Origin of the sequence: Streptomyces sp. NPDC001714 (genome assembly GCF_042892755.1) — a bacterium.
GTDB lineage: Bacteria > Actinomycetota > Actinomycetes > Streptomycetales > Streptomycetaceae > Streptomyces.
Map to the genome: position 1 here is coordinate 23,827 of NZ_JBIAUL010000029.1, position 25,960 is coordinate 49,786.

Sequence of the window (25,960 nt, forward strand, 5' to 3'; positions counted from 1 at the left end):
CCGCCGCCCCGCACATCTGCGGGAATCCGACCTTCCGGCCGGAGGATCTTCGGTTCACCGCCGGTTCGTCCCAGGCCGTAGCCGGTGGTCGTCTTCCGGTCACTCGCACCGCTCATCTGTCGGTTACCTACGACATCCGTGATGTGACCTTGCGCCTATTCGACTCGTCGTGGGCGCCGTCCGTCCGGTAAGAAGGTTCTTTACACCCCTCATCCGGGGCTCAGGGCGCGTGTGCGGCGCGCCCGTCGCGCAGGCGCTCGTACGTGCCACTCGTACGTATCAGTGATCGGGCCCTGCGCGGTGCCCGCCCATTCCCTCACCGGGAGTGGCCGACCCTCAAACCATGCATACCTAAGGGGTAAGACAAGTGGCAGCGGAGATCGTCAATCCTCGCAGCGACAGCGCGTCGGGCAGTGCGGACCAGGACGGCGGGGCCGAGCCCCTCGATTCCTTCGACCCGGCGTTCGCGCTGCACCGGGGCGGCAAGATGGCCGTGCAGGCCACCGTGCCGCTCCGTGACAAGGACGACCTGTCCCTCGCGTACACGCCCGGAGTCGCGCGCGTGTGCACCGCGATCGCGGAACAGCCCGAGCTGGTCAACGACTACACATGGAAGTCGTCCGTCGTCGCCGTCGTCACCGACGGTACGGCCGTGCTCGGCCTCGGGGACATCGGTCCCGAGGCGTCCCTCCCCGTGATGGAGGGCAAGGCGATCCTCTTCAAGCAGTTCGGCGGCGTGGACGCGGTCCCCATCGCCCTCGCCTGCACCGACGTCGACGAGATCGTGGAGACCGTCGTCCGGCTCGCCCCGTCCTTCGGCGGGATCAACCTGGAGGACATCTCGGCGCCGCGGTGCTTCGAGATCGAGCGCAGGCTCCAGGAGCGGGTCGACATCCCGGTCTTCCACGACGACCAGCACGGTACGGCCGTCGTGACGCTGGCGGCGCTGCGGAACGCGGCGCGGCTCAGTCGACGGGAGATCGGGCAGCTCCGGGCGGTGATCTCGGGCGCCGGCGCGGCCGGGGTCGCCATCGCCAAGATGCTGGTCGAGGCCGGTATCGGGGACGTCGCCCTCGCCGACCGCAAGGGCATCATCTCCGCGGACCGCGACGACCTCACCGCGGTCAAGCGCGAGGTCGCCGGGTTCACCAACAAGGCCGGGCTCAAGGGCACCCTGGAGGACGCGCTGGCCGGCGCCGACGTCTTCATCGGCGTCTCCGGCGGTACCGTCCCGGAGGAGGCCGTCGCCTCGATGGCCGAGGGAGCCTTCGTCTTCGCGATGGCCAACCCGAACCCGGAGGTGCACCCCGACGTCGCCCACAAGTACGCGGCGGTCGTGGCGACCGGGCGGTCGGACTTCCCGAACCAGATCAACAACGTGCTGGCGTTCCCGGGGATCTTCGCGGGCGCGCTCCAGGTGCGGGCCTCCCGGATCACCGAGGGGATGAAGATCGCGGCGGCGGAGGCGCTGGCGGCGGTCGTCGGCGACGATCTTGCCGCCGACTATGTCATTCCGTCTCCGTTCGACGAGCGGGTTGCGCCTGCGGTGACCGCGGCGGTGGCTGCGGCGGCGCGGGCCGAAGGGGTTGCCCGGCGGTGACGTCGCGCTGAATGGCCTCGCTCTCCTTGGGCGGGGCCATTTCTTTGCCCACCCGACCACCCGACCACCCGATCGGGCGCTTACGAGGTGACCGTTGTGCTGGGGGCTGCCGCCCCCAGGCCCCGCACAGGGGCTGTCGGGGCCGTCGGCGGGTGCCGGCGGGTGGGGGCCGGCCGCGTAGTTCCTCCCCCAGCCGTCGGCCGGGGGTACCCCCAGCGCCCCTTCGGGGCGCTTGTGCGGAGCGTTGCGTGCGAGGTACCGGGCGCAAGACGCAAGAGGGGATGTGTCACAACGGCCCCCGGTTTCGCGCCCGGCTCCGGGAACCTATCGTCGGCCCTATGTTCGCCGTCTACGCCGCCCGAATCGACCGCGACCAGCCGCTCTCCGGCCTTGAGTTGGGGGAGCGTCCCGCCCCCGAGGCCCGCGCCGGCTGGAGTACCGTCAACGTTCGGGCCGCCTCCCTCAACCATCACGATCTCTGGTCCCTGCGCGGCGTCGGTCTTCCCGAGGGCCGGCTGCCGATGATCCTCGGCTGTGACGCCGCCGGCGTCGACGAGGACGGCAACGAGGTCGTCCTGCACTCCGTGATCGGGCAGAGCGGCCACGGGGTCGGGCCGGACGAGCCCCGGTCCATCCTCACCGAGCGCTACCAGGGCACCTTCGCCGAGCAGGTCGCCGTGCCCACCTGGAACATCCTGCCCAAGCCCAGGGAACTGTCGTTCGCCGAGGCCGCCTGCCTGCCGACCGCCTGGCTGACGGCCTATCGGATGCTCTTCACGAACGCGGGTGTACGGCCCGGCGACTCGGTCCTCGTGCAGGGCGCGGGCGGTGGTGTCGCCACGGCCGCGATCGTGCTCGGCAAGGCCGCGGGGCTGCGGGTCTTCGCGACCAGCCGCGACGAGGCCAAGCGGAAGCGGGCCCTGGAACTCGGTGCCGTCGAGGCGGTGGAGCCGGGGGCCCGGCTGCCACAGCGCGTGGACGCCGTCATCGAGACCGTCGGCGCCGCCACCTGGTCCCACTCGGTGAAGTCGCTCCGGCCCGGCGGCACCATCGTCATCTCCGGCGCCACCAGCGGCGACCGCCCCTCGCACGCCGAGCTGACCCGGATCTTCTTCCTCGAGCTGAAGGTCGTGGGCTCGACCATGGGCACCAAGGACGAACTGGAGGACCTGCTCGCCTTCTGCGCCGCCACCGGCGTACGGCCCGTCATCGACGAGCTGCTCCCGCTCGACCGCGCCCGCGAGGGCTTCGAACGGCTGGAGTCCGGCGACCAGTTCGGGAAGATCGTACTGACCAGCTCCTGACCGGGTGGGGGACGGCCGGGCTTCAGGGTTGCGGGGTGCGCAGCAGCGCTCCGATGTGGGCCGCCGCCGTCGAGAGGTGGCGGCGGGCCTCGCGGAGCTGGTCCGTGGTGACCCCGTGGTCACGGGCCGCGTCGCGGATGTCGTCGCGGAAGCGGTCCAGGAGCCGGTCGAGGTCGCGGGCCGCGTCGCCGGTGTCGGTCTCGTCGCCGTGCGCCCACGCGGGGACGTACTGCGCCGGGAAGTCCTCCGGGGTCTGCGAGTACTCCGGGGCCGGTGCCGATGACGCCGCCGGTGCCGGCTTGCGCAGGTTCGGGCCGGTGCCGGGATCCGGCTCGGTGCGGGCGCCGAAGCCCTTGCCGTATTCCTTTCCGAACTCGCCGAACTCCTTGGCGAGTTCGGTGAGGCCCTCACGGACCCCCGTCGGCCAGTCGCCGCGCGTGAAGTGGTCCTGGACGTGCTCCTGCACCCGGCGGGCGATGCGCTGCATCTCCTCCTGGGCCTGGGCCCGCGCCCGGGCCTGGGCCTCCTGGGCCTGCCGGCGGGCCCGCTGGGCCTCGTCACGGGCCCGGCGGCTCTCGTCCTTGGCGCGGCGGGCCTGCTCCTTCCACTCCTGCTTGACCCGGCGCATCTCCTCCTTGGCGGCCCGCCACGACTCCTTGTCACCGAGGTCGCCGTACTCCCCGGCCCCTGTGCCGCCGCCGTGCCGGGCCTCGGAGGCGGCCTCGCGCACCTCGCGGCGCAGGTCACCGGCGGCTCCGCGCACGTCGGCCCTTATCTCGGCGGCCAGCTCGGCCACCGACTCCCGGATCTCCAGCTCCAGGTCGGCCAACTCGCCGCTGCGATCAGCCAGTTCGGCCCGGCCGGCGTCCGTGATGGCGTAGACCTTGCGGCCGCCCTCGGTGGTGTGCGTGACCAGGCCCTCGGCCTCCAGCTTGGCGAGGCGGGGGTAGACGGTGCCCGCCGACGGAGCGTAGAGGCCCTGGAAGCGCTCCTCCAGCAGCCTGATCACCTCGTAGCCGTGGCGCGGGGCCTCGTCCAGCAGCTTGAGGAGGTAGAGGCGGAGACGGCCGTGGGCGAAGACGGGAGGCATGTCAGAGCACCTTCTTGTCGGTCGTGCCGTCGGTCGGGGCGCCGGCCGGTTCTGCCGGTCCCGTGGGTGGCTCGGCCGCCCAGGCGGCCCGCTCGTCCTCGTCCTCCTTGGGCGGGCGGCGCAGCAGGGCGATGGAGCCGGAGACCGTGGTGGCGCGGAGCTTGCCGGTGCCCGCGCCGAGGCGGCCGGTGATCTTGTGGGCACCCCACTGGCCGTGCACGCGCAGTCCGTCGAAGGCGTTGGAGATCGTGCCGCTCGCGGTGTTGGCCTCGACCTCGGCGTCGGCCGGGTGCGGCAGCCGGATGGCGATCTCGCCGGAGACGCTGGTCAGCCGGACGTCGGTCGGGCCGTCCGGGTCCAGGTCGATGATCATGGAGCCGCTGACCGAGTCGGCGCGCACGGCGGAGCCCGAGCCCTCGACGACGGTCAGGTCGCCGGAGACGGAGTTGAACCGCAGGTCGCCGGTGACGGCCTGGGCCTCCAGGTTCCCGGACACCGTGTCCGCGCGGACCTCGCCGGAGAGGCCGACCAGGGTGGTGTCGCCGGTGACGCCCTTGACCACCGAGGTGCCGGTGATCCCGGAGACGACGGCCGCCGCGCCCACCACGCCCACCTCCACGCGGGTCTCCGCCGGGACGGCCAGGGAGACCACCGCGCTGCGCCGCCAGCCCTTGCGGTCGAGCCACTTGAGGAAGCCCTTCCAGGGCAGGTCCTCGTAGGCCACCGTGAGGGTGCCGCCCTCATGTGTGACGATCAGGGGCGGTCCCTCGATCTGGGTGACCTCCAGGCGGGTGGAACCCTCGTCGGTGCCCACGACGTTGACTGTTCCGTTGACGATGCGGACGTGCAGGTCGCTCACGGGGGTGTCGAAGTCGAGCTTCTCGGGCTCGGCGACGGACCACTCGGACTTGGACATGGTGCGGACCTCCTCGGGCCGGACACGACGGCTGGCGCGAACGCGATGGCACGGCTCGCGCCATATCGCGTCTTCCATGAAACACGATATATCGCGGGCGTGGGAAGTCAAGGCACCCGTGAGTGTGGTCGGTTGGGCGCGGTATTGACCGCGACGGGACCCGATGGGCTCGCATATCGGGCGATAAGCGGACGAGTTGCTTACCGTGTGTCCATGTCGACGGATGAGCCCAGGGCCGTCTCCCGGCCGTCGGGGGCGCAGAGCGTGGAAGGTATGCCGAGGGCCCATCGGCTGGCCCTGGCCGAGGTGGCGGTGGGGTTGCCGGCCGCCGCGTGGGGGGTGCGGCGGCACAGCGTGGGGTGGGCCGCCGTGGGAGCGGTGCTGATGGTGCACGGGGCGCTGGAACTGTCGTACGAGACGGTGTTTCCGCGGGACTGACCGACAGTTCAAGGGGGCCTGGGACCGTACTTCGGTGCGGGCCGGTGGGGGCTTCTCGCGCAGTTCCCCGCGCCCCTCACGGGGCGCGGACCCGAGGGGCGCCTACTCCTCGTCCTCGTCGTCCAGCCGGGCCAGCCACGTCGCCAGCCGCTCCACCGGGACCTCGAAGTCGGGGTTCAGGTCGACGAACGTGCGGAGCTGTTCCGCGAGCCACTCGAAGGTGATCTCTTCCTCGCCGCGCCGCTTCTCCAGTTCCTCGATGCCTCGGTCGGTGAAGTACATGGGTTGCTCTCCTGCTGCCTACATGTGTGGGTGCCCGGTGGTGGGCGCCTACCAGCCTAGGCGGACGGCAGAGGTCGCTGACGCGGGACCGAACGCCGAAGGGCCCGGCCCCCCGCAACGGGGGCCGGGCCCTTCGGCATGCCGGTGAGGTTTACGCCTCGAAGACCTCACGCACCAGCTGCTCCTGCTCGGCCTGGTGGCGCTTGGCCGAACCCACCGCCGGGGACGAGGAGTGCGGGCGCGAGATGCGCCGCAGGCGCTCGCCGGCCGGGACGTCCGCGCCGACCGCCAGGTCCAGGTGGTCGATCAGGTTGAGCGCGATGAACGGCCAGGCACCCTGGTTCGCCGGCTCCTCCTGGGTCCACAGGTACTTCTCGGCGTTCGGGTACTTGTTGACCTCGGCCTGGAGCTCCGCACCCGGCAGCGGGTACAGCCGCTCGAGGCGGATGATCGCGGTGTCCGTGACGCCGCGCTTCTGCCGCTCGGCCTCCAGGTCGTAGTAGACCTTGCCGGTGCAGAAGACGACCTTGCGGACCGCGGCCGGGTCGACCGAGGCGTCGCCGATGACCGGGCGGAACTGCCCGCTCGTGAACTCCTCCGCCTTCGAGGCCGCGGCCTTGAGACGCAGCATCGACTTCGGCGTGAAGACGACCAGCGGCTTGTGGTGCGGGTTGTGCACCTGCCACCGCAGGAGGTGGAAGTAGTTCGACGGGAGGGTGGGCATGGCCACCGTCATGTTGTTCTGCGCGCACAGCTGGAGGAAGCGCTCGATGCGGGCCGAGGAGTGGTCCGGGCCCTGGCCCTCGTAGCCGTGCGGGAGGAGGAGCGTGACGCCACTGGTCTGGCCCCACTTCTGCTCCGCCGCCGAGATGTACTCGTCGATGACCGACTGGGCGCCGTTGGTGAAGTCACCGAACTGCGCCTCCCACATCACCAGCGCGTCCGGACGGGCGAGCGAGTAGCCGTACTCGAAGCCCATCACCGCGTACTCGGAGAGCAGCGAGTTGTAGACGTTGTAACGGGCCTGGTCCTCGGACAGGTAGAGGAGCGGGGTGTAGTCCGCGCCCGTCTCCCGGTCGATCAGGACCGCGTGGCGCTGGCCGAAGGTGCCACGCTGGGAGTCCTGGCCGGACAGGCGCACCGGGGTGCCCTCCATCAGCAGCGAGCCGATGGCCAGGGTCTCGCCCATGCCCCAGTCGATCGTGCCGTCCTCGATCATCGCCGCCCGGCGCTGCAGCTGGGGCAGCAGACGCGGGTGGACGGTGAAGTAGTCCGGGATGTTGACCTGGGACTCGGCGATGCGCTTGACGACCTCCGTGGAGATCGCGGTCGGCACGGCGACCGGGAAGCCGTCCTGCGGCTCGTGGGCGGGCGCGGCGGCGGGCTGCGCGGTGGCCTCGCGGACCTCCGTGAAGACCTTCTCCAGCTGGCCCTGGTAGTCCTGCAGGGCCTGCTCGGCCTCTTCCAGGGTGATGTCCCCGCGACCGATCAGGGACTCGGTGTAGAGCTTGCGCACCGAGCGCTTCTTGTCGATCAGGTCGTACATCAGCGGCTGGGTGAAGGCCGGGTTGTCCGACTCGTTGTGACCGCGGCGGCGGTAGCAGATGAGGTCGATCACCACGTCCTTGTTGAACGCCTGGCGGAACTCGAAGGCCAGGCGCGCGACGCGCACGACGGCCTCCGGGTCGTCGCCGTTCACGTGGAAGATCGGGGCCTCGATCATGCGGGCCACGTCCGTCGCGTACATCGAGGAGCGCGAGGACTCCGGGGCGGCGGTGAAGCCGACCTGGTTGTTGATGACGATGTGGACCGTGCCGCCGGTGCGGTAGCCGCGCAGCTGCGACATGTTCAGGGTCTCGGCCACCACGCCCTGGCCCGCGAAGGCCGCGTCGCCGTGCAGCGCGACCGGCAGGACCGTGAAGTCCGTGCCGCCCTTGTTGATGATGTCCTGCTTGGCGCGGGCGATGCCCTCGATGACCGGGTCGACCGTCTCCAGGTGGGACGGGTTGGCGGCCAGCGAGACCTTGATCTGCTCGCCGTCCAGGCCGGTGAAGGTGCCCTCGGCGCCCAGGTGGTACTTCACGTCGCCGGAGCCGTGCATCGACTTCGGGTCGAGGTTGCCCTCGAACTCGCGGAAGATCTGCGCGTACGACTTGCCGACGATGTTCGCCAACACATTGAGCCGGCCGCGGTGGGCCATGCCGATGACGACCTCGTCCAGGCGGGACTCGGCGGCCGAGTCCAGGACCGCGTCGAGCAGCGGGATGACGGACTCGCCGCCCTCCAGGGAGAAGCGCTTCTGGCCGACGTACTTCGTCTGCAGGAAGGTCTCGAACGCCTCCGCCGCGTTCAGGCGGCGCAGGATCCGCAGCTGCTCCTCGCGCTCCATCTTGGAGTGCGGGCGCTCCACGCGGTCCTGGATCCACTTGCGCTGCTTCGGGTCCTGGATGTGCATGAACTCGATGCCGGTGGTGCGGCAGTACGAGTCGCGCAGCACGCCGAGGATGTCGCGCAGCTTCATCATCGACTTGCCGGCGAAGCCGCCGACGGCGAAGTCGCGCTCCAGGTCCCACAGGGTGAGGCCGTGCTCGGTGATGTCCAGGTCGGGGTGCTTGCGCTGCTTGTACTCCAGCGGGTCGGTGTCGGCCATGACGTGGCCGCGGACCCGGTAGGAGTGGATCAGCTCGAAGACGCGGGCGGCCTTGGTGACGTCGTCGTCGTGCGAGGCGTCGATGTCCCGCAGCCAGCGGACCGGCTCGTAGGGGATGCGCAGGGCCTCGAAGATGTCGTCGTAGAAGCCGTTCTCACCGAGGAGCAGGTTCGCGACGGAGCGCAGGAACTCGCCGGAGGCGGCGCCCTGGATGACCCGGTGGTCGTAGGTCGACGTGAGCGTCATGACCTTCGAGATGCCGAGCTTGTTCAGGGTGTCCTGGCTGGTGCCCTGGAACTCCGCCGGGTAGTCCATGGAGCCGACGCCCATGATGACCGACTGGCCGGGCATCAGACGCGGGACCGAGTGGACGGTGCCGAGGCCGCCGGGGTTGGTCAGGGAGACCGTGACGCCGGTGAAGTCGTCCATCGTCAGCTTGTTGTCGCGGGCGCGACGGACGATGTCCTCGTAGGCCTGCCAGAACTCGAAGAAGTTCAGCGTCTCGGCCTTCTTGATGGCCGCGACGACCAGCTGGCGGTCGCCGTTGGGCTTCACCAGGTCGATGGCGAGGCCCAGGTTGACGTGGGCCGGCTTGACCAGGGTCGGCTTGCCGTCCTTCTCGCCGAACGACCAGTTCATCGACGGCATGGCCTTGATGGCCTGGACCATCGCGAAGCCGATCAGGTGCGTGAAGGAGATCTTCCCGCCCCGGGCGCGCTTCAGGTGGTTGTTGATGACGATCCGGTTGTCGAAGAGCAGCTTCACCGGGACCGCGCGGACCGAGGTGGCCGTCGGCAGCTCCAGCGAGGCGTTCATGTTCTTCGCGACGGCCGCGGCGGGACCACGCAGGGTGACCAGCTCGGGACCCGCAGGGGCCTCGGCGGCGGGCGCGGCGGCCTTGGCGGCGGCCGGCTTCGCGGCGGCCGGGGCCGGGGCAGCGGCGGGCTTCGCGGGCGCCGGGGCGGGCGCTGCGGCCTTGGGAGCGGCGGGCGCGGCCGGAGCGGGCGCGGCGGGCGTCTGGGCGGCGGGCGCGGGCGCCGGAGCCGCCGGCTGGGCCGGCGCGGGTGTCGTGGAGGTGGTGCCCGCGGCGCCCGCGGCCGCGGTACCCGCCGGAGCCGAGGCGGCGGGCGCTCCCGGCTTGTAGTCGGCGAAGAAGTCCCACCAGGCTCGGTCTACCGAATTTGGGTCCTGGAGGTACTGCTGATAGATCTCGTCGACGAGCCACTCGTTCGGTCCGAACGCGGCTGCGGGGTTCTTGCCCGCTTGGTCTGCGTCGGTCGAGATGCTCGAGTTACTGGGGGACTGTGGCGACACGGCGGCAACCGCCCTCTTCCGCTTCACAAGGTTATGGACAGCGGGAATAAAGGCTACGCCTCCAAGACCGCGAAGGTCAGGTCGGGCCGGTTCATCGTCGCGTAAGTCACATCGAAAACTGTGTTTCAGGGCTTGATATGGCGGGAAACAAGCGTAGTTGCGCTGCGAAAGGACCGAACCAGGCATGGCTCCGCCGCGCCGGCGATCACCTCGCACCGAACCCCTGCGCGACCTGCGCGGAGGCCGCGCCTGATCACACGTGTCCGGCTGCGCGGACGGCCGGGCCGGCGACAGGTGGATCTTGAGGCTCCGGATCGAACTTTACGTCAACTTGGCACGGATGAAAGCCCCGGGAGAGTGACGATAATCCTGCAACCCCGATCGGATTCGGCCACGCCGATCCGGCCGCCGTGCAGATCCACCGCCCACCGGGCGATCGCCAGGCCCAGCCCGGTGCCGCCGTCGCTGCCCGGGCCGTGCGGCCGCCGTACGGCGCCGCGGTTGAAGCGCTCGAAGACGCGGTGCCACTCCGAGCGCGGGATGCCGGGGCCCTCGTCCAGGACCTCCAGCTCCAGCGACTCCGGCTGCGGCCCGCGCCGCGCCTTCACGGTCACCCGGCCGTGCGCCGGGCTGTGCTTGACCGCGTTGTCGATGAGGTTGGCCACGACCTGGTGGATGCGCTCCGGGTCGGCGTGCGCGGTCAGCTCGGGCGGCGAGACGTCGAGGTGCAGATGGACGTCCGTACGCGTGTGGTTCCCGGAGCCCGAGGTCATGCCCCCGCGCGCCCCGGCGACCATGTTGGCCTCCTTGAGCACACCGGAGAGGTACGGCCACACCTCGAAGCGGCGCTGCCGCAGGGGTACGACGCCGTTGTCGAGCCGGGACAGGTCCAGGAGGGTCTCCACGAGCCGTCCGAGGCGCTCGGTCTGCTTCAGGGCCGTGCGCATCGTCTCGGTGTCCGGCTCGGCGATCCCGTCGACGACGTTCTCCAGGACGGCCCGCAGTCCCGCGATGGGTGTGCGCAGCTCGTGCGAGACGTTCGCGACCAGCTCCTTGCGCTGGCGGTCCTGGGCCTCCAGCTCGTCGGCCATGACGTTGATCGTCTCGGCCAGGTCGCCCAGCTCGTCCCGGCGGTTCTCGCGCACCCGGCGCGTGTAGTCGCCCTGCGATATCGACCGGGCCACCGCGTTCATGTCGTCCAGCGGCGCGGTGAGCGAATGCGCCACGAACTGCGTTATCAGCAGTGTGGCGATCATCGAGAAGACCGTGATGAAGCGCAGCTCCGTCTTGGTGTGCACCGCGACGATCGACAGACCGGTGGTGATCAGGACCGAGACGACGACCAGCGCGCCCAGCTTGGTCTTGATCGAGAACGGGCGTACGCCGCCCCAGGGCTCCTCCCCGGGGCCTCTCGGTCCGACCGGCCCGCCGCTCATGGCGTCGGTGTCTCCAGCGCGTAGCCCACACCGTGCACGGTGCGGATCCGCTCGGCGCCGATCTTCCGGCGCAGCGCCTTGATGTGGCTGTCGACCGTGCGGGTGCCGGAGGCGTCCGCCCAGTCCCACACCTCGGCGAGCAGCTGCTCACGGGAGAGCACCGCGCGCGGGGTGTTCGCCAGGCACACGAGGAGGTCGAACTCGGTGGGGGTGAGGTGCACGTCCTCGCTGCGCACCCGGACCCGGCGCTGCGCGTGGTCGATCTCCAGCTCGCCGAGGCGCAGGATGCCCGAGCGGGGCGTGGAGGCCGCGATGGCCGCCCGCTCCACCCGGCGCAGCAGCACGTGCACACGTGCCGCCAGCTCCCGCATGGAGAACGGCTTGGTCATGTAGTCGTCGGCGCCGACCCCGAGGCCGACCAGCATGTCGGTCTCGTCGTCCCGCGCGGTGAGCATCAGCACCGGCACCGGCCGGGCGGCCTGCACGCGCCGGCAGACCTCCAGACCGTCGAAGCCGGGCAGCATGATGTCGAGGATCAGCAGGTCGGGCTGCCAGGCCTCGGCGGTGTCGACGGCGGCCGGACCGTCGCCCGCTGTTTGCACGAGGAACCCCTCGGCGCGCAGGCGGGCCGCGATGGCGTCGACGATCGTCGGGTCGTCCTCGACGACCAGAACCCGGCGCTGAGCGCCCGGAGTGGCCGTCGCCGTGCCGTTGTGGGAGGTGTGTGTCTGCTCCATCGCCCGCCCCTGTGTGCTTTCCGGAACCAGTGGGGTGATCCCATGACTGCGATTGACGCTTGAATGATCGGCGTCAGGGATGCACATTACGGGGACAGGAGGCGCACTCGCTATCCAGGGCGGACGGCAAGGTGAACGACGTCCGGAACGCCCCGGGCAACCGGGATCTCTTCGGTACGCACCCGTTGGAAACCGGCATTCCACAAGGTTCCCTCGAATTCCGCAGAGGGCTGCGCCGACCACACGGCCAGTACCCCGCCCGGCCTCAACACCCTTGCGCAGCCTGCGAGTCCGGCCGGTGAGTAGAGTCCCTCGTTGCCCTCGTCGACGGTCCAGCCGGGGCCGTTGTCGATGTCCAGGCACAGCGCGTCGAACGTGTCCGATGTCTCATTGACGTAAGTGATGAGATCACTCTCGACGATCACCGTGCGCGGATCGGCGAACGCGCGGGCGGACAGCGCGGAGAGCGGACCGTCCCGGTGCCAGTCGACGACCGCCGCCTCCCGCTCCACCACCGTGATCCGTCCCCACCGGGAGTCCTGTGCGGCATGGGCGAGCGAGAACCCGACGCCCAGCCCGCCGATCAGCACCGCCGGCTCGCTCCGCCCGTCCAGCGCCTGGTACGCGGCGTCCACCAGCAAACGTTCCGAGCGTCCGTCGGAGGTGTCCATCAGGAAGCAGCCGTTGGCGATGATCTGCAGGAGCTCGCCGTGTCTGCGCAGCACCACCTCGCCGTACGGCCCGTCGCGCCGGTCCAGGACCACCGGTGAATCCGAAGGGCCGGGGGCGCCGGAGGGCCCGGGGGAGCCAAGGGAACCGACATGCGGTGAGGTGGGGGAGGCCGAGGCGGTCATGGCCGCCATCCTGCCCCAACAGTGCTTTGGGGCCACGCGAATTACGGGTGTGCGGCAGCCGCACGGCTGTCACCCGTTCGAGGGGCCGTCCGGCGCTTCGCGCCCGCGGGTGACGGTGAGCGGCTCGTATGGTTCCTCCTGACCCCTCTTGGTTCTTCAGAAAATCCTTTGAATAGTCCCCTGGGTGGCGCCGGTCATAGACACCGGCTCGTCGGACGGCGAAGGGTGGGGTGAAACGGAAGGAGCGCCTCACCGTGGAACGGACCGCGAGGCCCGCATCGACGCCCACGCCCGAGCCCCTTCCTGCCGGGGACGTCGCCGCCCTCCTCGACGGCGTGCCCCGTCAGCGCGGCCCGCTCGCGGCGCCCGCCCCGAGGATCCCGCGCACCACCCTCCGGCTGCACCCCTGGCGGCTCCTCCCCACCCCCACCGGCACCCCGGTCACCTTCACCTACACGGCGGTCCTGGCCCTCACCTCGCTCTTCGCGACGTATGCGAGCCCCGGTCTCCGGTACGCGGTCTACCAGGACTCCAGCACCGACGTCGCCCACCTGCTGCGCACCCCGGTCTTCGTCCTGCTGGCCAGCGCGCTGTGGATCGCGGGCGGGCTGCTGTCGCCGTACGCGCTGGCCTTCGTGCTCGTCCTGACCGCACTGGAGCGGCGGATAGGCGGTGCCCGCGCGATCCTCGTCTTCCTGACCGGCCATGTCCTGGCCACCCTCGCGACCGAGGTGCCGGTCGGCCTCGCGGTCCTGGTCGGCCACCTTCCCGGCACCTCGCTGCACCGCCTCGACTACGGCATCAGCTTCGGGGTGGCCGCCAGCATCGGCGCGCTCTCCGGCCTCCTCGCCCCCTGGCTGCGCTGGCCGCTGCTCGCCCTGGTCGGCTACAGCCTCGTCACCGACCTGATCGCCTTCCAGGACCCGATGACCAACTGGGGCCACCTGATCTCGCTGGGCATCGGCACCGGGCTCTGGCCGGTGGTGAGGCGCTGGCGGCGGGAGCGGGTCCAGGGCCTCGCCGACGCCGTCCCTGTCGCTCCCTGAGCGCTCAGGCGCCCCGCGCCGCCGCCAGCCCCTTCGCCAACTCCGGTATCCCGAGGGCCGCTTCCTGCTCGGCCTTGGCGCCGTGCAGGCGGTTGGTGATTGCCGGGTGCCGCGTCGTTGTGGCTGGTCGCGCAGTTCCTCCCCCAGCCTTCGGCCGGGGGTACCCCCAGCGCCCCTGTGGGGCGCGTTTCAGTCGGCCGGGGTCCAGACGTACGGGGTCGTTGTCGTGAGCGTCCTGAAGCCCAGGCGTCTGAGGATCGGGGCGCTGTCGGCCGAGGCCTCCACGAGGAGGTAGGGGGCGTTCCTGGCCGCCGCGCGGGTCGCCCGGAGGGCCACCAGCGCCCGGTAGACGCCCTTGCCGCGCCACTCGGCCAGCGTGGAGCCCCCCAGCAGCATGGCGAAGTCCGTACCGGGCCGGAAGGCCACCCAGGCCGCCGAGACGACCTCCCCGGCCGCCTCGGCGACGTAGATCTCGTTGTCGTCCGGGGCGACCGCGAGCCGGCCTCTCAGGTGCCCGGCGATCCACGCCATGTCCGCGCCCCATACCGCCGTCTCCAGCGCGGCGATCCGGTCCAGGTCCGCGTCGGCGGTGACCCGGCGCAGTGTGACGCCCGGGGGCAGCGCGGGTGCGGCCACGGCCAGGTCCTCGACCAGGGCGATCACGACCGTCTCCGGCGGTTCGGGCACGAAGCCCGCCGTGCGCAGCCGGTCGGGGAGGTCCGCCGGGTCGTCGTGCCCGCGCGTCTTCCACTCGACCGCCTCGCCGCGCGCCGCGAAGAAGTCCCGCTGCCGGGCGATCAGCGCGTCCAGTTCGGGGCCGCGCACACCACCCCAGTCGCGCGGCCCGGTCACGAAGCCGCGGTGCTGGCCCACCACCCGGAGGACGGGGCCGTCGTGCTCGTAGGTGATCCCGGGGGCGGGGACGGGCTGGACGGCGCGCATCTGGGCGTCGTAGGCGGCCAGCAGGGCCGCGGTGCTGTCGGTGTCGGTCACCGGCTGACCGTACGGGGAATGAGCCCGCGCCGATGAACTGTTTTTACGGGCGTGGGACCGTGTTCGGCCAGGTCGGCAGTCGATCGCTCAGAGCGAACATATGCATGGGAACATTTCTGGGCTTGCAAACATTGAGTCGGCATAGCTCAAGTTGACTGCCGAAGGGGAGATCATGGCTTCGACGTCCGCATCACTCAGCCTCCCTGTGCTGCCGCTCGACGGCGAGGTTGTGCTGCCCGGGATGGTGGTCCCGCTGGACCTGAAGGACCCTGATGTACGCGCCGCCGTGGAGGCCGCGCAGGCCGCCGCCCGTACCGAGCCCGGCAAGCCCAAGGTGCTGCTGGTGCCGCGGGTCGACGGGACCTACCCGGGCACCGGTGTGCTCGGCACGGTGGAGCAGGTCGGCCGCCTGGCCGACGGCGACCCGGGCGCGCTGATCCGCGGCCGCTACCGGGTGCGCATCGGCGCCGGCACCACCGGCCCGGGTGCCGCCCTGTGGGTGGAGGGCACCCGCATCGACGAGAACGTCCCGGACCCGGTGCCCGGTCATGTCACCGAACTGGTCAAGGAGTACAAGGCCCTCGCCACCGCCTGGCTGCGCAAGCGCGGCGCCTGGCAGGTCGTGGACCGGGTGCAGGCCATCGACGACGTCTCCCAGCTCGCCGACAACTCCGGCTACTCGCCCTTCCTGACCACCGAACAGAAGATCGAACTCCTGGAGACCGTGGACGCGGTCGCCCGCCTGAAGCTGGCCACCCAGCAGCTCCGCGACCACCTCGCCGAGCAGGACGTGGCCGAGACCATCGCCAAGGACGTCCAGGAGGGCGTCGACAAGCAGCAGCGCGAGTTCCTGCTCCGCCGTCAGCTGGAGGCGGTCCGCAAGGAACTGCGCGAGCTGAACGGCGACGCCGCCAAGGACGGCGAGGAGTCCGACGACTACCGCGCCCGCGTGGAGGCCGCCGACCTGCCGGAGAAGGTCCGCGAGGCCGCCCTCAAGGAGGTCGACAAGCTGGAGCGGTCCAGCGACCAGTCGCCCGAGGGCTCGTGGATCCGCACCTGGCTGGACACGGTGCTCGAACTGCCGTGGAACGAGCGGACCGAGGACCAGTACGACATCCAGGGCGCCAAGGCGGTCCTGGACGCCGAGCACGCCGGTCTGGAGGACGTGAAGGAGCGGATCACCGAGTACCTGGCGGTGCGCAAGCGCCGTAGCGACCGGGGCCTCGGCGTGATCGGCGGGCGGCGCGGCGGTGCCGTGCTGGCCCTCGTCGGACCGCCCGGTGTCGGCAAGACCTCGCTCGGTGAGTCGGTCGCGCACGCGATGGGCCGCAAGTTCGTCCGGGTGGCCCTCGGCGGCGTCCGGGACGAGGCCGAGATCCGCGGTCACCGCCGTACGTACGTCGGCGCGCTGCCCGGCCGGATCGTCCGTGCCGTCAAGGAGGCCGGTTCGATGAACCCGGTCGTCCTCCTCGACGAGATCGACAAGGTGGGCTCCGACTTCCGCGGCGACCCCGCGGCCGCCCTCCTGGAGGTCCTGGACCCGGCGCAGAACCACACCTTCCGCGACCACTACCTGGAAGTCGAACTCGACCTGTCCGACGTCGTCTTCCTCGCCACCGCCAACGTCCTGGAGGCCATCCCGGAGGCCCTGCTCGACCGTATGGAGCTGGTCCGCCTGGACGGCTACACCGAGGACGAGAAGGTCGTCATCGCCCGTGACCACCTGCTCCCGCGCCAGCTGGAGCGGGCGGGGCTCGCCAAGGACGAGGTGGTCCTCGACGAGAGCGCGCTGCGCAAGCTCGCCGGCGAGTACACCCGCGAGGCGGGCGTCCGCACCCTGGAGCGCTCGATCGCCCGGCTGCTCCGCAAGGTGGCGGCCCAGCACGAGCTGGGCCAGCGGGAGCTGCCCTTCACGATCAGGGACGAGGACCTGCGCGCCCTGATCGGCCGGCCGCACCACGTGCCCGAGTCCGCCCAGGACCCGGCCGAGCGCCGCACGGCGGTCCCGGGTGTGGCGACGGGCCTCGCGGTCACCGGCGCCGGCGGCGACGTCCTCTTCGTCGAGGCGTCGCTGGCCGACCCGGAGACGGGCGCGGCGGGTCTGACCCTCACCGGTCAGCTGGGCGACGTGATGAAGGAGTCGGCGCAGATCGCGCTGTCCTTCCTCCGTTCGCACGGCGCCGAACTGGAACTCCCGGTCGGCGACCTGAAGGACCGGGGTGTGCACATCCACTTCCCGGCGGGCGCGGTCCCGAAGGACGGCCCGAGCGCCGGCATCACGATGACGACGGCCCTCGCGTCGCTGCTCTCCGGGCGGCTGGTCCGCACGGACGTGGCGATGACCGGCGAGGTCTCGCTGACCGGCCGGGTGCTGCCGATCGGCGGCGTGAAGCAGAAGCTGCTCGCCGCCCAGCGCGCCGGAGTGACGACCGTCATCATCCCCAAGCGCAACGAGGCCGACCTGGACGACGTCCCGGCCGAGGTGCTGGACAAGCTCGACGTCCACGCCGTGACCGACGTCCGCCAGGTCCTGGAGCTGGCGCTCGCGCCCGCCACGAACGGCGCGGTGCCGGAGGTTCCGGTAGCGGCGTGACGGACGCTGCCGGATGCAGAAGGCCCGGGTCCCCGCGAGGGGGCCCGGGCCTTCGCCCGGTGCGGCGTCGTCCGTCCGCGGCGCCGTCTACCCGTTGGCGAGTGCGACCACCCGGTCGACGGCCCCGTTGAACTTGTCGTGGTCCCCGACCGACGGTCCGGTCGACGTGTACTGCCACATCGTGTACGTCGACCAGCCGGCCGGCAGCGTGCCCACCTCCGAGGCGTACCGGGCGATCCACAGCGGGTTGGCGGTGGCGAAACCGCCGTAGTTGCCGGTGCAGTCGGTCCACCAGCTGGTCGCCGTGTAGATGACGGCGGCACGGCCGGTGCGGGCCTTGTACCTGTTCAGGAAGTCGGTGATCCAGGTGACCATCCCGCTCTTGGATTTGCCGTAGCACGCTGCGCCGTACGGGTTCCACTCGATGTCGAGGACGCCGGGAAGGGTCCGGCCGTCCCGGGACCAGCCGCCGCCGTGGTCGACGAAGTAGTCGGCCTGGGCGGCGCCGCCCGCGGTGTCCGGGGTCGCGAAATGGTAGGCGCCGCGGATCATGCCGACGTCGTAGGAGCCGTTGTACTGCTTGGCGAAGTAGGGGTTCGTGTAGGACGTGCCTTCCGTCGCCTTGGAGTACGCCCATCTGACCCCGCTGCCGAGCAGGGTCGACCAGGAGACGTCGCCCTGGTAGCTGGCGACGTCGACGCCCTCGGTCTGGGTGACGAGGTCGGTCTTGGGCGTGCCGCTCCGGCCGTCGTGGGCCAGGACGCCGATGCCCATGTAGGCCGAGCCGCGGGCCGGGACGGCCGGGCCGGACGCGTCGGCGTGGGCGGGGACCGGGGCGAGCGCCGCGAGCAGCAGCACCAGCAGGCCGGTCAGGAGTGTGGGGGCGGGTCTGTGCACGGGCATGACGTGCCTCCGTGGGGTGAGGTGAGGTCCCAGGTATGCCAGAGGCGGTCGGTCCGCGCGGCGCGACACGACGCAGTGTCACACGGCACGACGCGACTCAATGGCGTGGGCATGCCAGCGATTGCCTGGGTGCAGACGCTACGCACGGGCCGGACCCCGGGGGAAGGGGGTCCGGAGGCTGCCGTTGGTCTACGCCTGCGGAATACTTGGCGAGCTGCGGCGATGACGGGGCTTGACGGAAACTTTCAGGACTGCGAAACCGATCAGGGGTGCTGACGTGCACGAGGACGAAAAGGGCGACGAACAGCGCGCCGCCACCGGGTCGACGCCGAGTGGTGCGGACCGGGAGTTCCTGGCCCTGGAACGCGAGTTGACGGTGCTGCTGCGCCGCGCCCGGGCCAGCCAGGGCGAGATGGCCCGGGAGGTCCACCCCGACCTGGAGTCCGCCGCGTACGGACTGCTCGTACGGCTCGACGAGTGCGGCGGCCAGCGCGCCACCGAACTGGCCGCGTACATCGGCGTCGGCAAGGCCACCATGTCCCGCCAGCTGCGCGCTCTGGAGGAGCTCGGCCTGATCGCCCGGGAGCCCGACCCGGCCGACGGACGGGCCTGGCTGGTCGCCCTCACCGACGAGGGCCGGCGCCGGGTCGGCACGGTCCGCGAGGCCCGCCGGGGCCGCTACGTCCGCCAGCTCGCCCACTGGGACCGCACCGAGGTCGCGGAACTGGCCCGGCTGCTGAACCAGTTGAACGGCGTCATGGAGAAGTAGCCGCCACCGGGCCGCCCCCCCCGGGGGGGGGGGGGCTCACAGCTCGACGTACACCACCGTCGCGTCGTCGTGCGTCTTGCTCCGCCGCAGGAACACCCGCTCCTCCCGGTCGGCCGCCTCCAGCTCCCGCACCCGGCCGACCAGCGCCCGCGCACCCTCCTTGCGCACGACGTCCAGGAGGGCCGTCCAGTCGCCCTCGCGGAACTTCTCCGCCCAGCGGGCCGCCCCGTCCGTGAGGGCGGCCAGCGCGCGGACCTCGGCGAGGGGCACGGTCCCGGTGACCGCGCGGGCGGCCACCGAGGGGTCGGCGGCGGCCGTGAAGAAGCCGCCCTCCTTGTTGCGGACCGTGGCGTCGGCGATCGCGTCCGAGGCCAGCGAGGCGCGCGGCACCCGGTCGAGGCGGTCGTCCAGGACCGGGGTGACCGTGCCGTCGGGTGACCTCAGGAGCAGCACGGAGTCGGACAGGACCAGGAACTCCACGGTCTCCGTGGACCAGCGGCTCAGCACGACCGTCGCCTGCGGGGTACGCGGGTGAGAAAGGTCACAGGTGTCACCATGTGCCGCAGCTGTGCGGGCGATCGCCTGTTCGAGGATCTCCCGCAGCGTCAGATCTCCTCGCGAAACGGTCAGTTCGGTCAGTGCGCCGCCCAGCCGCGCGGTGAACCAGTGGACGGAATGCAGACACCCGGTGCCGTCCCGGGGCGGGGTCACTCCGTCCAGGACGATCACGCAACCCCCCTGCCCCGAGGCGGGAAGTCCGACACCGGCGAAGTCCTCGTTGGGGCGGTCGGGGGCACCGGGTTCCGAAACGACCTCAGTATGCATTCGGCCAGTCTGCACGACCCCTTCACGGACTTCACCAAAGGCTGGCAACGACCCCGGAATTGACGCGGTCTCGCAGGTCAGCCGCCTGTTTTGGGGTGGAATGACGCCCTCCGGGAAGGTGCGGTGGCGAATCCTGTCAAAGCCTGCCGTCCGCGTCCAACCGGCCAGCCGGAAAAGGCACCCGCATGGTCCGCCGGAACTTGCCCGCCAACTCCCCTCCGATGTTCACTCCTTCGGGTGGCGGGTCGGGTGATGTGAGACCACTGCCCACCGGCGCTGGGAGGGTCGGGGACCGATACGCAGGCGCACGCATCGGGTGCGTGCACCACTTGGCACCGAAATGCCGGGGATCATGACGGGGTGCCACCCAACCCCACGGGTACACGAGTTCAGGAATGCGAGCACCGGTGCAGAAGACGCGGCCTCGGCGCACAGGCAAGAAGACGGCCTCCGAAACGGGCGCCGCGGCCCCCGTCGGCACCGGCCGCCCCAAGCACGTCCGCACCCGGCTGATCGTGGCCGTGGCCGTGGTCGCCGCGGCGATCGCGGGGGCCGGAACGCCCGCCCTGCTCACCGCCTCCGGGCAGCTGAGCGACTCCCAGGACCTGGTGACCCTGTCCGGCCGCACCCAGGACGCGCTGGCCCTCGCCAACTCCCTCGCCGACGAACGCGACGAGGTCACCTCCTACATCGCGGCCGGCCGGCCCAAGTCCAAGGCGCCCTCCGAGGACCGCAGCGCCCGCGTCGACCGCCAGGTCGAGGACCTGCGCGCGGACACCGACGCGCCCGGCTGGCTGCGCACCGACCTCGACGGCATCGCCGCCGTCCGACGCTCCGCCCTCACCGGCAAGAGCACGGCCCTCGAAGCGCACCAGGCGTACTCGCAGACCATCACCGAACTGCACCGGCTCGCCGAGCAACTGGCCGAGCAGACGCCCCCCAGGGCCGGCTCCGGCGCCTACGCCCTCGCCGAACTGGACTCCGCCGTCCAGCAGTCCGCCGCCGCCCGCGGCCTGCTCCTCGCCGCCCTGAACATCCCCAGCACCACCCAGACCACGATCAGCCCGCTCACCGGTCTGCCCGTCACCAGCACCACCACCTCCGAGGCGGACAAGAAGCAGCGCGACGCGCTCACCGCCGCCGCCCAGCAGGCCAGGCTGCGCGCCGACGCGGCCCTCGCCGACTTCCGCGACACCGCGCCCAAGGCGGCGGTCGACTCGTACGACTCCACGGTCACCGGCGGTGACGTCAACGACGCCGACAAGTACCTGGCCGCCCTCACCGACCAGCCGACCCTCTCCGACGACGACCTCGGCACCGGCACCAAGAAGCTGGACGCGGCGCTGTCCGCCCGGGTCGACCTGATGCGGGGCGTGGAGTCGGCCCTCTACGACCACCGCACCAAGGACCTCGCGGCGCTCCGCGACGACGACGTCACCGCGCTGGAGATCCGCATCGCGGTGCTCGGCGCCCTGATGCTGGTCGCGGTCGGCATCGCCACGGCCATGGCCCGCACCCTCACCCGCCCGCTCTCCGTGCTCCGCCGGGGCTCGGCCCGCCTCGCCGGGGCCGAGGACCCGCGCACCGAGGAACCGGTCGCCTTCACCGGCCGCAACGACGAGTTCGCCCAGGTCGTCCGCTCCGTCAACGCCCTGCACGCGCACGCCGCCGGGCTCTACGACCGCATCGCCACCCTGGAGACCGACCGCAAGCACCTGGTCGGCCAGCGCCAGAAGATGGCCGACGCCCGCGAGGAACTGCGCGCCGAGGTCACCGACGCCGCCGCCCAACTGGAGCGGCTGCGCACCAGCATCGGCTCCACCTTCGTCAACCTCGCGCTGCGCACGCTCGGCCTGGTGGAGCGTCAGCTCGCCGTGATCGAGACCCTGGAGGAGCGCGAACAGGACCCCGACCGCCTGTCGACCCTCTTCAAGCTCGACCACTTCGCCACGGTCATGCGCCGCCACAGCGAGAACCTCCTGGTCCTCGCCGGCACCGAACACGTCCAGCAGCACGCGGGCCCGATCCCGCTGGTGGACGTCGTCCGGGCGGCGGTCAGCGAGATCGAGCGCTACGAGCGGGTCCGGATCGCCTCCCTCCCCCCGCACGCGCACGTGGCCGGCTTCGCCGCCGACGACCTCTCCCACCTCCTCGCCGAACTCATGGAGAACGCCACCGCGTCCTCCCCGCCCGACGTCCCCGTCGAGATCTCCGGCTGGCTGCTGGAGAGCGGCGAGGTCATGCTCTCCGTCCAGGACGAGGGCATCGGGATGACCGCCGACCGCATGGTCCGCCTCAACGGCCGCCTCGCCGAGTTCGACCCCGAGTCGCCCTACGACCAGGAGGGCGAGGACGGTCTCGGCCTCGGCCTCTACGTGGTGGCCCGCCTCGCCCACCGGCACGGCGTCCGCGTCCAGCTCCGCGAGCAGAAGCAGGGCGGGGTGGCGGCGGTCGTGGTCCTGCCCCAGCCGCTGCTGGCCCAGCCCCCGCGGACCGCGGTCCCCTCGGCCACGACCTCGGCCGGCGCCCACACCTTCTCCCTCCCCGGCGCGGACGCGGAGGTCAACTCCAACGTCCTGTACGGCCGCTCGACGGCCGGCGACCCGCTGGTGACGCTGGCGGAGAAGGCGGTACGGGAGGCGGACGAACAGCCCGCCCACGAACAGACGTCCCCGCCGAAGGCCGCGGACCCCGAGCCGACAGCCCGTCCGAAGGCGCCGGCGGAGACGTTCGCCGAGACGACGATGGAGCTGCTGGTCCCGCTGGAGCCGGAGGCGGGTGCGGGCGCGGCCGGGGAGCGCGCGCATCCTGCCGACGCCGGCGCTCCCAGCCGCCCGTGGCCCGCGGCCGCCGACGGCGAACGCGCCCCACTGGGGCCACCCGCACCCGACCACGAAAGCCGCACGGGTGGTGCGAGTGGGAACGACCTCGGCGAAGCCGAGGAGCACGCCCGCCCGCGGCCCGCGGCCGCCGACGGCGAGCACGCCCCGCAGGGGGACGCCGAGGCGGACGACGACGAGGTCACCAGCAAGGGCCTCCCCAAGCGCACGCCGAAGATCACCGCTCCCGCCCCACCGCCCCGCCAGCGCAGCACCGGCGTCGACGCGGACGCCCTCCGCCGCAGGCTCGGCGGCTTCCGCCGGGGCGCCGACGCCGGACGGCGTGACGTCGAGGCGGAGATCGCCGAGCAGACGGGCCAGAACCAGGTGCCGAGCACCGTACGAGCCGTACCCGGAACAGCCGTATCCGAAGAAGCCACGGGGGGCACAGTCGAGGAGGCAAGCAGTTGACCGCGCCCAGTACCTTCGGACTGAGCAGTGAAGCCCGCAACCTGCACTGGCTGCTGAGCAACCTCATCGAGGAGGTGCCCGGGATCCAGTCGGTCGCCGTGGTCTCCTCCGACGGGCTGCTCCTGCTCTCCTCGGACCCCGTCCGGAACGAGGAGGCCCGCGAGGCCAGGAACGAGAAGCGGACGGGCCCGCGCGGCTCCGCCGCCGACCTCGCCACCATCGTCTCCGGCATCGGCAGCCTCACCGTGGGCGCCGCCAGGCTGATGGACTTCGGCCCGGTCAAGCACACGATGGTCGCGATGGACGAGGGCAGCCTCTTCGTGATGTCGATCAGCGACGGCTCGCTGCTGGGCGTGCACGGCAGCGCGGAGTGCGACATGAGCGTGGTGGCCTATCACATGGCACTGTTCGTCGGCCGCGCCGGCCACGTCCTGACCCCCGAACTCCGCACCGAGCTACGCAAGTCCCTAGAGGCCGACGCGACGAGGAGCGGCCGATGAACGGCGCGCCGAAGAACCGCAGGCAGAACCTCCCGGTACGCGGCGGCGACCGCAAACCCGCCCGCGTCCGTCCCTACTCGCTCACCGGTGGCCGTACCCGCTTCGGTCACGTCCTCCTGGTGGAGACCTTCGTGGCCGCGCTCGAGGCCCCGGAGGAGCGCAAGGAACTGACGAATGGTTCCCTCAGCACCCGGGTGATGCCGGAGATGCAGGCCATCGTCGAACTGTGCCGCCGCATGCGCACGGTGGCCGAGATCGCCGCGCTGCTGAAGATGCCGCTCGGTGTGGTCCGGGTCCTGCTCAGCGACCTCGCGGACCAGGGAAAGATCCGTGTGTACGGAACCGGTACCGGACACGGCGTCGGCCGTCCGGACCGCGCTCTGCTGGAAAGGGTGCTGAGTGGACTACGCCGTCTCTGACGCCACCGGCGTCGACCCGCTCCTCGACGAGGAGGAGCAGCCGCGGTCCTGGCAGACGGACCGCAGCCGGGCCCCCATCGCGACGAAGATAGTCGTGGCGGGCGGTTTCGGTGTCGGCAAGACCACGCTGGTCACCGCCGTCTCGGAGATCACGCCCCTGCAGACCGAGGCGCTGATGACCGAGGCGAGCGAGGAGACCGACGACCTCACCGCCACGCCCGGCAAGCTGACCACCACCGTGGCCATGGACTTCGGCCGCATCACGCTCGACGACGACCTGGTGCTCTACCTGTTCGGCACGCCGGGCCAGCAGCGGTTCTGGTTCATGTGGGACGACCTGGTGCGCGGTGCGATCGGCGCCGTCGTCCTCGCGGACACCCGGCGCCTGAAGGACTGCTTCCCCGCGCTGGACTACTTCGAGAGCTGCGGGCTGCCGTACGTCGTCGCGGTCAACCACTTCGACGGCAGCGAGCGCTTCGAACCCGAGGACGTGCGCGAGGCGTTGACGATCCCGCCGCGCATACCTGTAATGATCATGGACGCCCGCCGTCGGATCTCGGCCATCGAGACACTGCTGTCCCTGGTCGCCCACGCGCTGGACGAAACCCCCGAGTAGCACCCCGGGTAGATCTTCTGAACCCTTAGGAGCCACCACCGCATGCGGAAGATACTCGTCGTGGGGGCCGGCCAGGCCGGTCTCCAGCTCGCCCTCGGCCTCCAGTCGCACGGCTACGAGGTCACCCTGATGTCGAACCGGACCGCGGACGAGATCCGCTCCGGCCGGGTCATGTCGACGCAGTGCATGTTCCACACGGCACTGCAGCACGAGCGCGATCTCCAGCTGAACTTCTGGGAGTCCCAGGCCCCGAAGATCGAAGGACTCGGCGTCTCGGTCGCGGCCCCGGGCTCCTGGGCGGAGGGCCCCGCGGTCCGCGCCATCGACTGGGTGGGCAAGCTCGACGGGTACGCGCAGTCGGTCGACCAGCGGGTGAAGATGGCCGGCTGGATGGAGACCTTCGCGCAGCGCGGCGGCCAGCTGGTCATCCACGGCGCGGCGGTCGGTGACCTGGACTACTTCGCCCGCACCTACGACCTGGTGCTGGTCTCGGCCGGCAAGGGCGAACTGGTCCAGATGTTCGGCCGCGACGCTTCGCGCTCCCCCTACACGGAGCCGCAGCGGGCGCTTGCCGTCTCCTACGTCCACGGTCTCGGCCCCCGCCCCGAGCACCCGGACTACTACGCGGTCCGCTGCAACCTGGTCCCCGGCGTCGGCGAGCTCTTCGTCATGCCGACCCTGACCACCTCGGGCCCCGCCGACATCCTCTTCTGGGAGGGCATACCCGGCGGCCCGCTGGACGTCTTCAACGGCGTCAAGGACCCCTCGGAGCACCTCTCCCTGACCCTGGAACTCATGGAGCGGTACACGCCCTGGGAGTACGCGCGGGCCACCAAGGTCGAACTGACCGACGCCGGCGGCACCCTCGCCGGCCGCTACGCCCCCACCGTCCGCAACCCGATCGGCCGCCTCCCCGGCGGCGGTCTGGTCCTCGGTGTCGCGGACGTCGTCGTCGCCAACGACCCGATCACCGGCCAGGGCTCCAACTCCGCCTCCAAGTGCGCCGCCTCCTACCTCGCCTCGATCCTCGAACAGGGTGAGAAGGAGTTCGACGAGACCTGGATGCAGGAGACGTTCGACCGCTACTGGAACACGGCCCAGCACGTCACCAAGTGGACGAACGCCATGCTGGCGCCCCCGCCGGAGCACATCCTCAACCTGATCGGCGCGGCCGGCCAGCTCCCGCCGGTGGCCAACCGTTTCGCCAACGGCTTCAACGACCCGGCCGACTTCGAGAACTTCTTCTACGAGCCGGAGAAGACAGAGGCGTACCTGGCCTCGGTGACCGCGGACGCCTGATCGCTTTCGGCCGCGGGTGCGTGGGGGTTGCTCGCGCAGTTCCCCGCGCCCCCAAAAGAAAGGGCGCTGCAGTGCGCCCCCGAAGG

21 protein-coding genes are annotated in these 25,960 nt (G+C 71.3%); 11 read left to right on the forward strand and 10 right to left on the reverse strand.

Annotated features, from left to right (window positions below; genetic code table 11):
- Window positions 1–367 precede the first annotated feature (367 nt).
- A complete protein-coding gene (locus ACFY0P_RS45775; RefSeq protein WP_388928081.1) occupies window positions 368–1,600 on the forward strand; it encodes an NADP-dependent malic enzyme in 1,233 nt (410 codons plus the stop codon).
- 338 nt (window positions 1,601–1,938) lie between these two features.
- The gene (locus tag ACFY0P_RS45780) at window positions 1,939–2,904 is read left to right on the forward strand and encodes a zinc-binding dehydrogenase (protein WP_388928084.1); all 966 of its coding nucleotides are present in this window, start codon (window positions 1,939–1,941) and stop codon (window positions 2,902–2,904) included.
- 22 nt (window positions 2,905–2,926) lie between these two features.
- Here the strand turns inward: ACFY0P_RS45780 and ACFY0P_RS45785 are convergent, their stop codons facing one another.
- Both ACFY0P_RS45785 and ACFY0P_RS45790 read right to left on the reverse strand, forming a co-directional pair.
- Entirely contained in the window at window positions 2,927–3,994 is a 1,068-nt protein-coding gene (locus ACFY0P_RS45785) for a PadR family transcriptional regulator (RefSeq protein ID WP_388928087.1), read from the reverse strand.
- A gap of 1 nt (window position 3,995) precedes the next feature.
- On the reverse strand, window positions 3,996–4,910 hold the full coding sequence (locus ACFY0P_RS45790; RefSeq protein WP_388928090.1) for a DUF4097 domain-containing protein: 915 nt from the start codon (window positions 4,908–4,910) through the stop codon (window positions 3,996–3,998).
- Window positions 4,911–5,123: 213 nt separating this feature from the next.
- On the opposite strand from ACFY0P_RS45790, the gene ACFY0P_RS45795 reads away from it, so the two are divergent.
- Window positions 5,124–5,348 (forward strand): hypothetical protein, encoded by a 225-nt coding sequence (locus ACFY0P_RS45795; RefSeq protein WP_388928093.1) that lies wholly within the window; start codon window positions 5,124–5,126, stop codon window positions 5,346–5,348.
- 102 nt (window positions 5,349–5,450) lie between these two features.
- Here ACFY0P_RS45795 and ACFY0P_RS45800 read toward each other — a convergent pair whose 3' ends face one another.
- The 5 genes from ACFY0P_RS45800 to ACFY0P_RS45820 form a co-directional block, all read right to left on the reverse strand.
- Window positions 5,451–5,630 (reverse strand): DUF6104 family protein, encoded by a 180-nt coding sequence (locus ACFY0P_RS45800; protein WP_152776632.1) that lies wholly within the window; start codon window positions 5,628–5,630, stop codon window positions 5,451–5,453.
- A 151-nt stretch (window positions 5,631–5,781) separates the two neighbouring features.
- Window positions 5,782–9,594 (reverse strand): multifunctional oxoglutarate decarboxylase/oxoglutarate dehydrogenase thiamine pyrophosphate-binding subunit/dihydrolipoyllysine-residue succinyltransferase subunit, encoded by a 3,813-nt coding sequence (locus ACFY0P_RS45805; protein WP_388928097.1) that lies wholly within the window; start codon window positions 9,592–9,594, stop codon window positions 5,782–5,784.
- Between the two features lie 326 nt (window positions 9,595–9,920).
- Window positions 9,921–11,030, reverse strand: coding sequence for an ATP-binding protein (locus tag ACFY0P_RS45810; protein ID WP_388928100.1), 1,110 nt, complete (start codon window positions 11,028–11,030; stop codon window positions 9,921–9,923).
- Window positions 11,027–11,767, reverse strand: coding sequence for a response regulator transcription factor (locus tag ACFY0P_RS45815; RefSeq protein WP_089098810.1), 741 nt, complete (start codon window positions 11,765–11,767; stop codon window positions 11,027–11,029). Before ACFY0P_RS45815 ends, ACFY0P_RS45810 begins: the two co-directional genes overlap by 4 nt.
- A 110-nt stretch (window positions 11,768–11,877) precedes the next feature.
- Window positions 11,878–12,621, reverse strand: a complete 744-nt coding sequence (locus tag ACFY0P_RS45820; RefSeq protein WP_388928103.1) for a spermidine synthase — start codon at window positions 12,619–12,621, stop codon at window positions 11,878–11,880.
- 254 nt (window positions 12,622–12,875) lie between these two features.
- Here ACFY0P_RS45820 and ACFY0P_RS45825 point away from each other — a divergent pair, with 254 nt between their 5' ends.
- On the forward strand, window positions 12,876–13,667 hold the full coding sequence (locus ACFY0P_RS45825) for a rhomboid-like protein (RefSeq protein WP_388928106.1): 792 nt from the start codon (window positions 12,876–12,878) through the stop codon (window positions 13,665–13,667).
- 189 nt (window positions 13,668–13,856) lie between these two features.
- Here the strand turns inward: ACFY0P_RS45825 and ACFY0P_RS45830 are convergent, their stop codons facing one another.
- Window positions 13,857–14,609: a GNAT family N-acetyltransferase gene (locus ACFY0P_RS45830; RefSeq protein ID WP_388928237.1), complete on the reverse strand. Its 753-nt coding sequence runs from the start codon at window positions 14,607–14,609 to the stop codon at window positions 13,857–13,859.
- Window positions 14,610–14,832: 223 nt separating this feature from the next.
- On the opposite strand from ACFY0P_RS45830, the gene lon reads away from it, so the two are divergent.
- A complete protein-coding gene (gene lon / locus ACFY0P_RS45835; protein WP_388928108.1) occupies window positions 14,833–17,253 on the forward strand; it encodes an endopeptidase La in 2,421 nt (806 codons plus the stop codon).
- An 87-nt stretch (window positions 17,254–17,340) separates the two neighbouring features.
- On the opposite strand, the gene ACFY0P_RS45840 is transcribed toward lon, so the two are convergent.
- The gene (locus ACFY0P_RS45840) at window positions 17,341–18,156 is read right to left on the reverse strand and encodes a lysozyme (protein WP_388928111.1); all 816 of its coding nucleotides are present in this window, start codon (window positions 18,154–18,156) and stop codon (window positions 17,341–17,343) included.
- Window positions 18,157–18,433: 277 nt separating this feature from the next.
- On the opposite strand from ACFY0P_RS45840, the gene ACFY0P_RS45845 reads away from it, so the two are divergent.
- Complete coding sequence (locus tag ACFY0P_RS45845) at window positions 18,434–18,925, forward strand: MarR family winged helix-turn-helix transcriptional regulator (protein ID WP_388928114.1); 492 nt, start codon at window positions 18,434–18,436, stop codon at window positions 18,923–18,925.
- Window positions 18,926–18,961: 36 nt separating this feature from the next.
- Here the strand turns inward: ACFY0P_RS45845 and ACFY0P_RS45850 are convergent, their stop codons facing one another.
- On the reverse strand, window positions 18,962–19,750 hold the full coding sequence (locus ACFY0P_RS45850; RefSeq protein ID WP_388928117.1) for a protein phosphatase 2C domain-containing protein: 789 nt from the start codon (window positions 19,748–19,750) through the stop codon (window positions 18,962–18,964).
- A 407-nt stretch (window positions 19,751–20,157) separates the two neighbouring features.
- On the opposite strand from ACFY0P_RS45850, the gene ACFY0P_RS45855 reads away from it, so the two are divergent.
- From ACFY0P_RS45855 to ACFY0P_RS45875, 5 genes are read left to right on the forward strand one after another with little or no spacing between them, the layout of a single operon-like run.
- Window positions 20,158–23,040, forward strand: a complete 2,883-nt coding sequence (locus ACFY0P_RS45855; protein WP_388928120.1) for a nitrate- and nitrite sensing domain-containing protein — start codon at window positions 20,158–20,160, stop codon at window positions 23,038–23,040.
- The gene (locus ACFY0P_RS45860) at window positions 23,037–23,540 is read left to right on the forward strand and encodes a roadblock/LC7 domain-containing protein (protein WP_388928123.1); all 504 of its coding nucleotides are present in this window, start codon (window positions 23,037–23,039) and stop codon (window positions 23,538–23,540) included. The genes ACFY0P_RS45855 and ACFY0P_RS45860 overlap by 4 nt, the downstream gene beginning before the upstream one ends.
- Entirely contained in the window at window positions 23,537–23,959 is a 423-nt protein-coding gene (locus tag ACFY0P_RS45865; RefSeq protein WP_388928125.1) for a DUF742 domain-containing protein, read from the forward strand. The genes ACFY0P_RS45860 and ACFY0P_RS45865 overlap by 4 nt, the downstream gene beginning before the upstream one ends.
- Window positions 23,940–24,575: an ATP/GTP-binding protein gene (locus ACFY0P_RS45870; RefSeq protein WP_388928128.1), complete on the forward strand. Its 636-nt coding sequence runs from the start codon at window positions 23,940–23,942 to the stop codon at window positions 24,573–24,575. Before ACFY0P_RS45865 ends, ACFY0P_RS45870 begins: the two co-directional genes overlap by 20 nt.
- A 42-nt stretch (window positions 24,576–24,617) precedes the next feature.
- Window positions 24,618–25,874, forward strand: coding sequence for a styrene monooxygenase/indole monooxygenase family protein (locus ACFY0P_RS45875; protein WP_388928131.1), 1,257 nt, complete (start codon window positions 24,618–24,620; stop codon window positions 25,872–25,874).
- Window positions 25,875–25,960 lie beyond the last annotated feature (86 nt).

Bases quoted from the DNA above. Each gene is read 5' to 3' on its own strand.
- ACFY0P_RS45810 (WP_388928100.1), bottom strand. From the start codon at position 11,030: ATGAGCGGCGGGCCGGTCGGACCGAGAGGCCCCGGGGAGGAGCCCTGG.
- ACFY0P_RS45820 (WP_388928103.1), bottom strand. From the start codon at position 12,621: ATGACCGCCTCGGCCTCCCCCACCTCACCGCATGTCGGTTCCCTTGGC.
- ACFY0P_RS45865 (WP_388928125.1), top strand. From the start codon at position 23,537: ATGAACGGCGCGCCGAAGAACCGCAGGCAGAACCTCCCGGTACGCGGC.
- ACFY0P_RS45790 (WP_388928090.1), bottom strand. From the start codon at position 4,910: ATGTCCAAGTCCGAGTGGTCCGTCGCCGAGCCCGAGAAGCTCGACTTC.
- ACFY0P_RS45800 (WP_152776632.1), bottom strand. From the start codon at position 5,630: ATGTACTTCACCGACCGAGGCATCGAGGAACTGGAGAAGCGGCGCGGC.
- lon (WP_388928108.1), top strand. From the start codon at position 14,833: ATGGCTTCGACGTCCGCATCACTCAGCCTCCCTGTGCTGCCGCTCGAC.
- ACFY0P_RS45850 (WP_388928117.1), bottom strand. From the start codon at position 19,750: ATGCATACTGAGGTCGTTTCGGAACCCGGTGCCCCCGACCGCCCCAAC.
- ACFY0P_RS45795 (WP_388928093.1), top strand. From the start codon at position 5,124: ATGTCGACGGATGAGCCCAGGGCCGTCTCCCGGCCGTCGGGGGCGCAG.
- ACFY0P_RS45840 (WP_388928111.1), bottom strand. From the start codon at position 18,156: ATGCCCGTGCACAGACCCGCCCCCACACTCCTGACCGGCCTGCTGGTG.
- ACFY0P_RS45780 (WP_388928084.1), top strand. From the start codon at position 1,939: ATGTTCGCCGTCTACGCCGCCCGAATCGACCGCGACCAGCCGCTCTCC.
- ACFY0P_RS45815 (WP_089098810.1), bottom strand. From the start codon at position 11,767: ATGGAGCAGACACACACCTCCCACAACGGCACGGCGACGGCCACTCCG.
- ACFY0P_RS45875 (WP_388928131.1), top strand. From the start codon at position 24,618: ATGCGGAAGATACTCGTCGTGGGGGCCGGCCAGGCCGGTCTCCAGCTC.
- ACFY0P_RS45785 (WP_388928087.1), bottom strand. From the start codon at position 3,994: ATGCCTCCCGTCTTCGCCCACGGCCGTCTCCGCCTCTACCTCCTCAAG.
- ACFY0P_RS45830 (WP_388928237.1), bottom strand. From the start codon at position 14,609: ATGCGCGCCGTCCAGCCCGTCCCCGCCCCCGGGATCACCTACGAGCAC.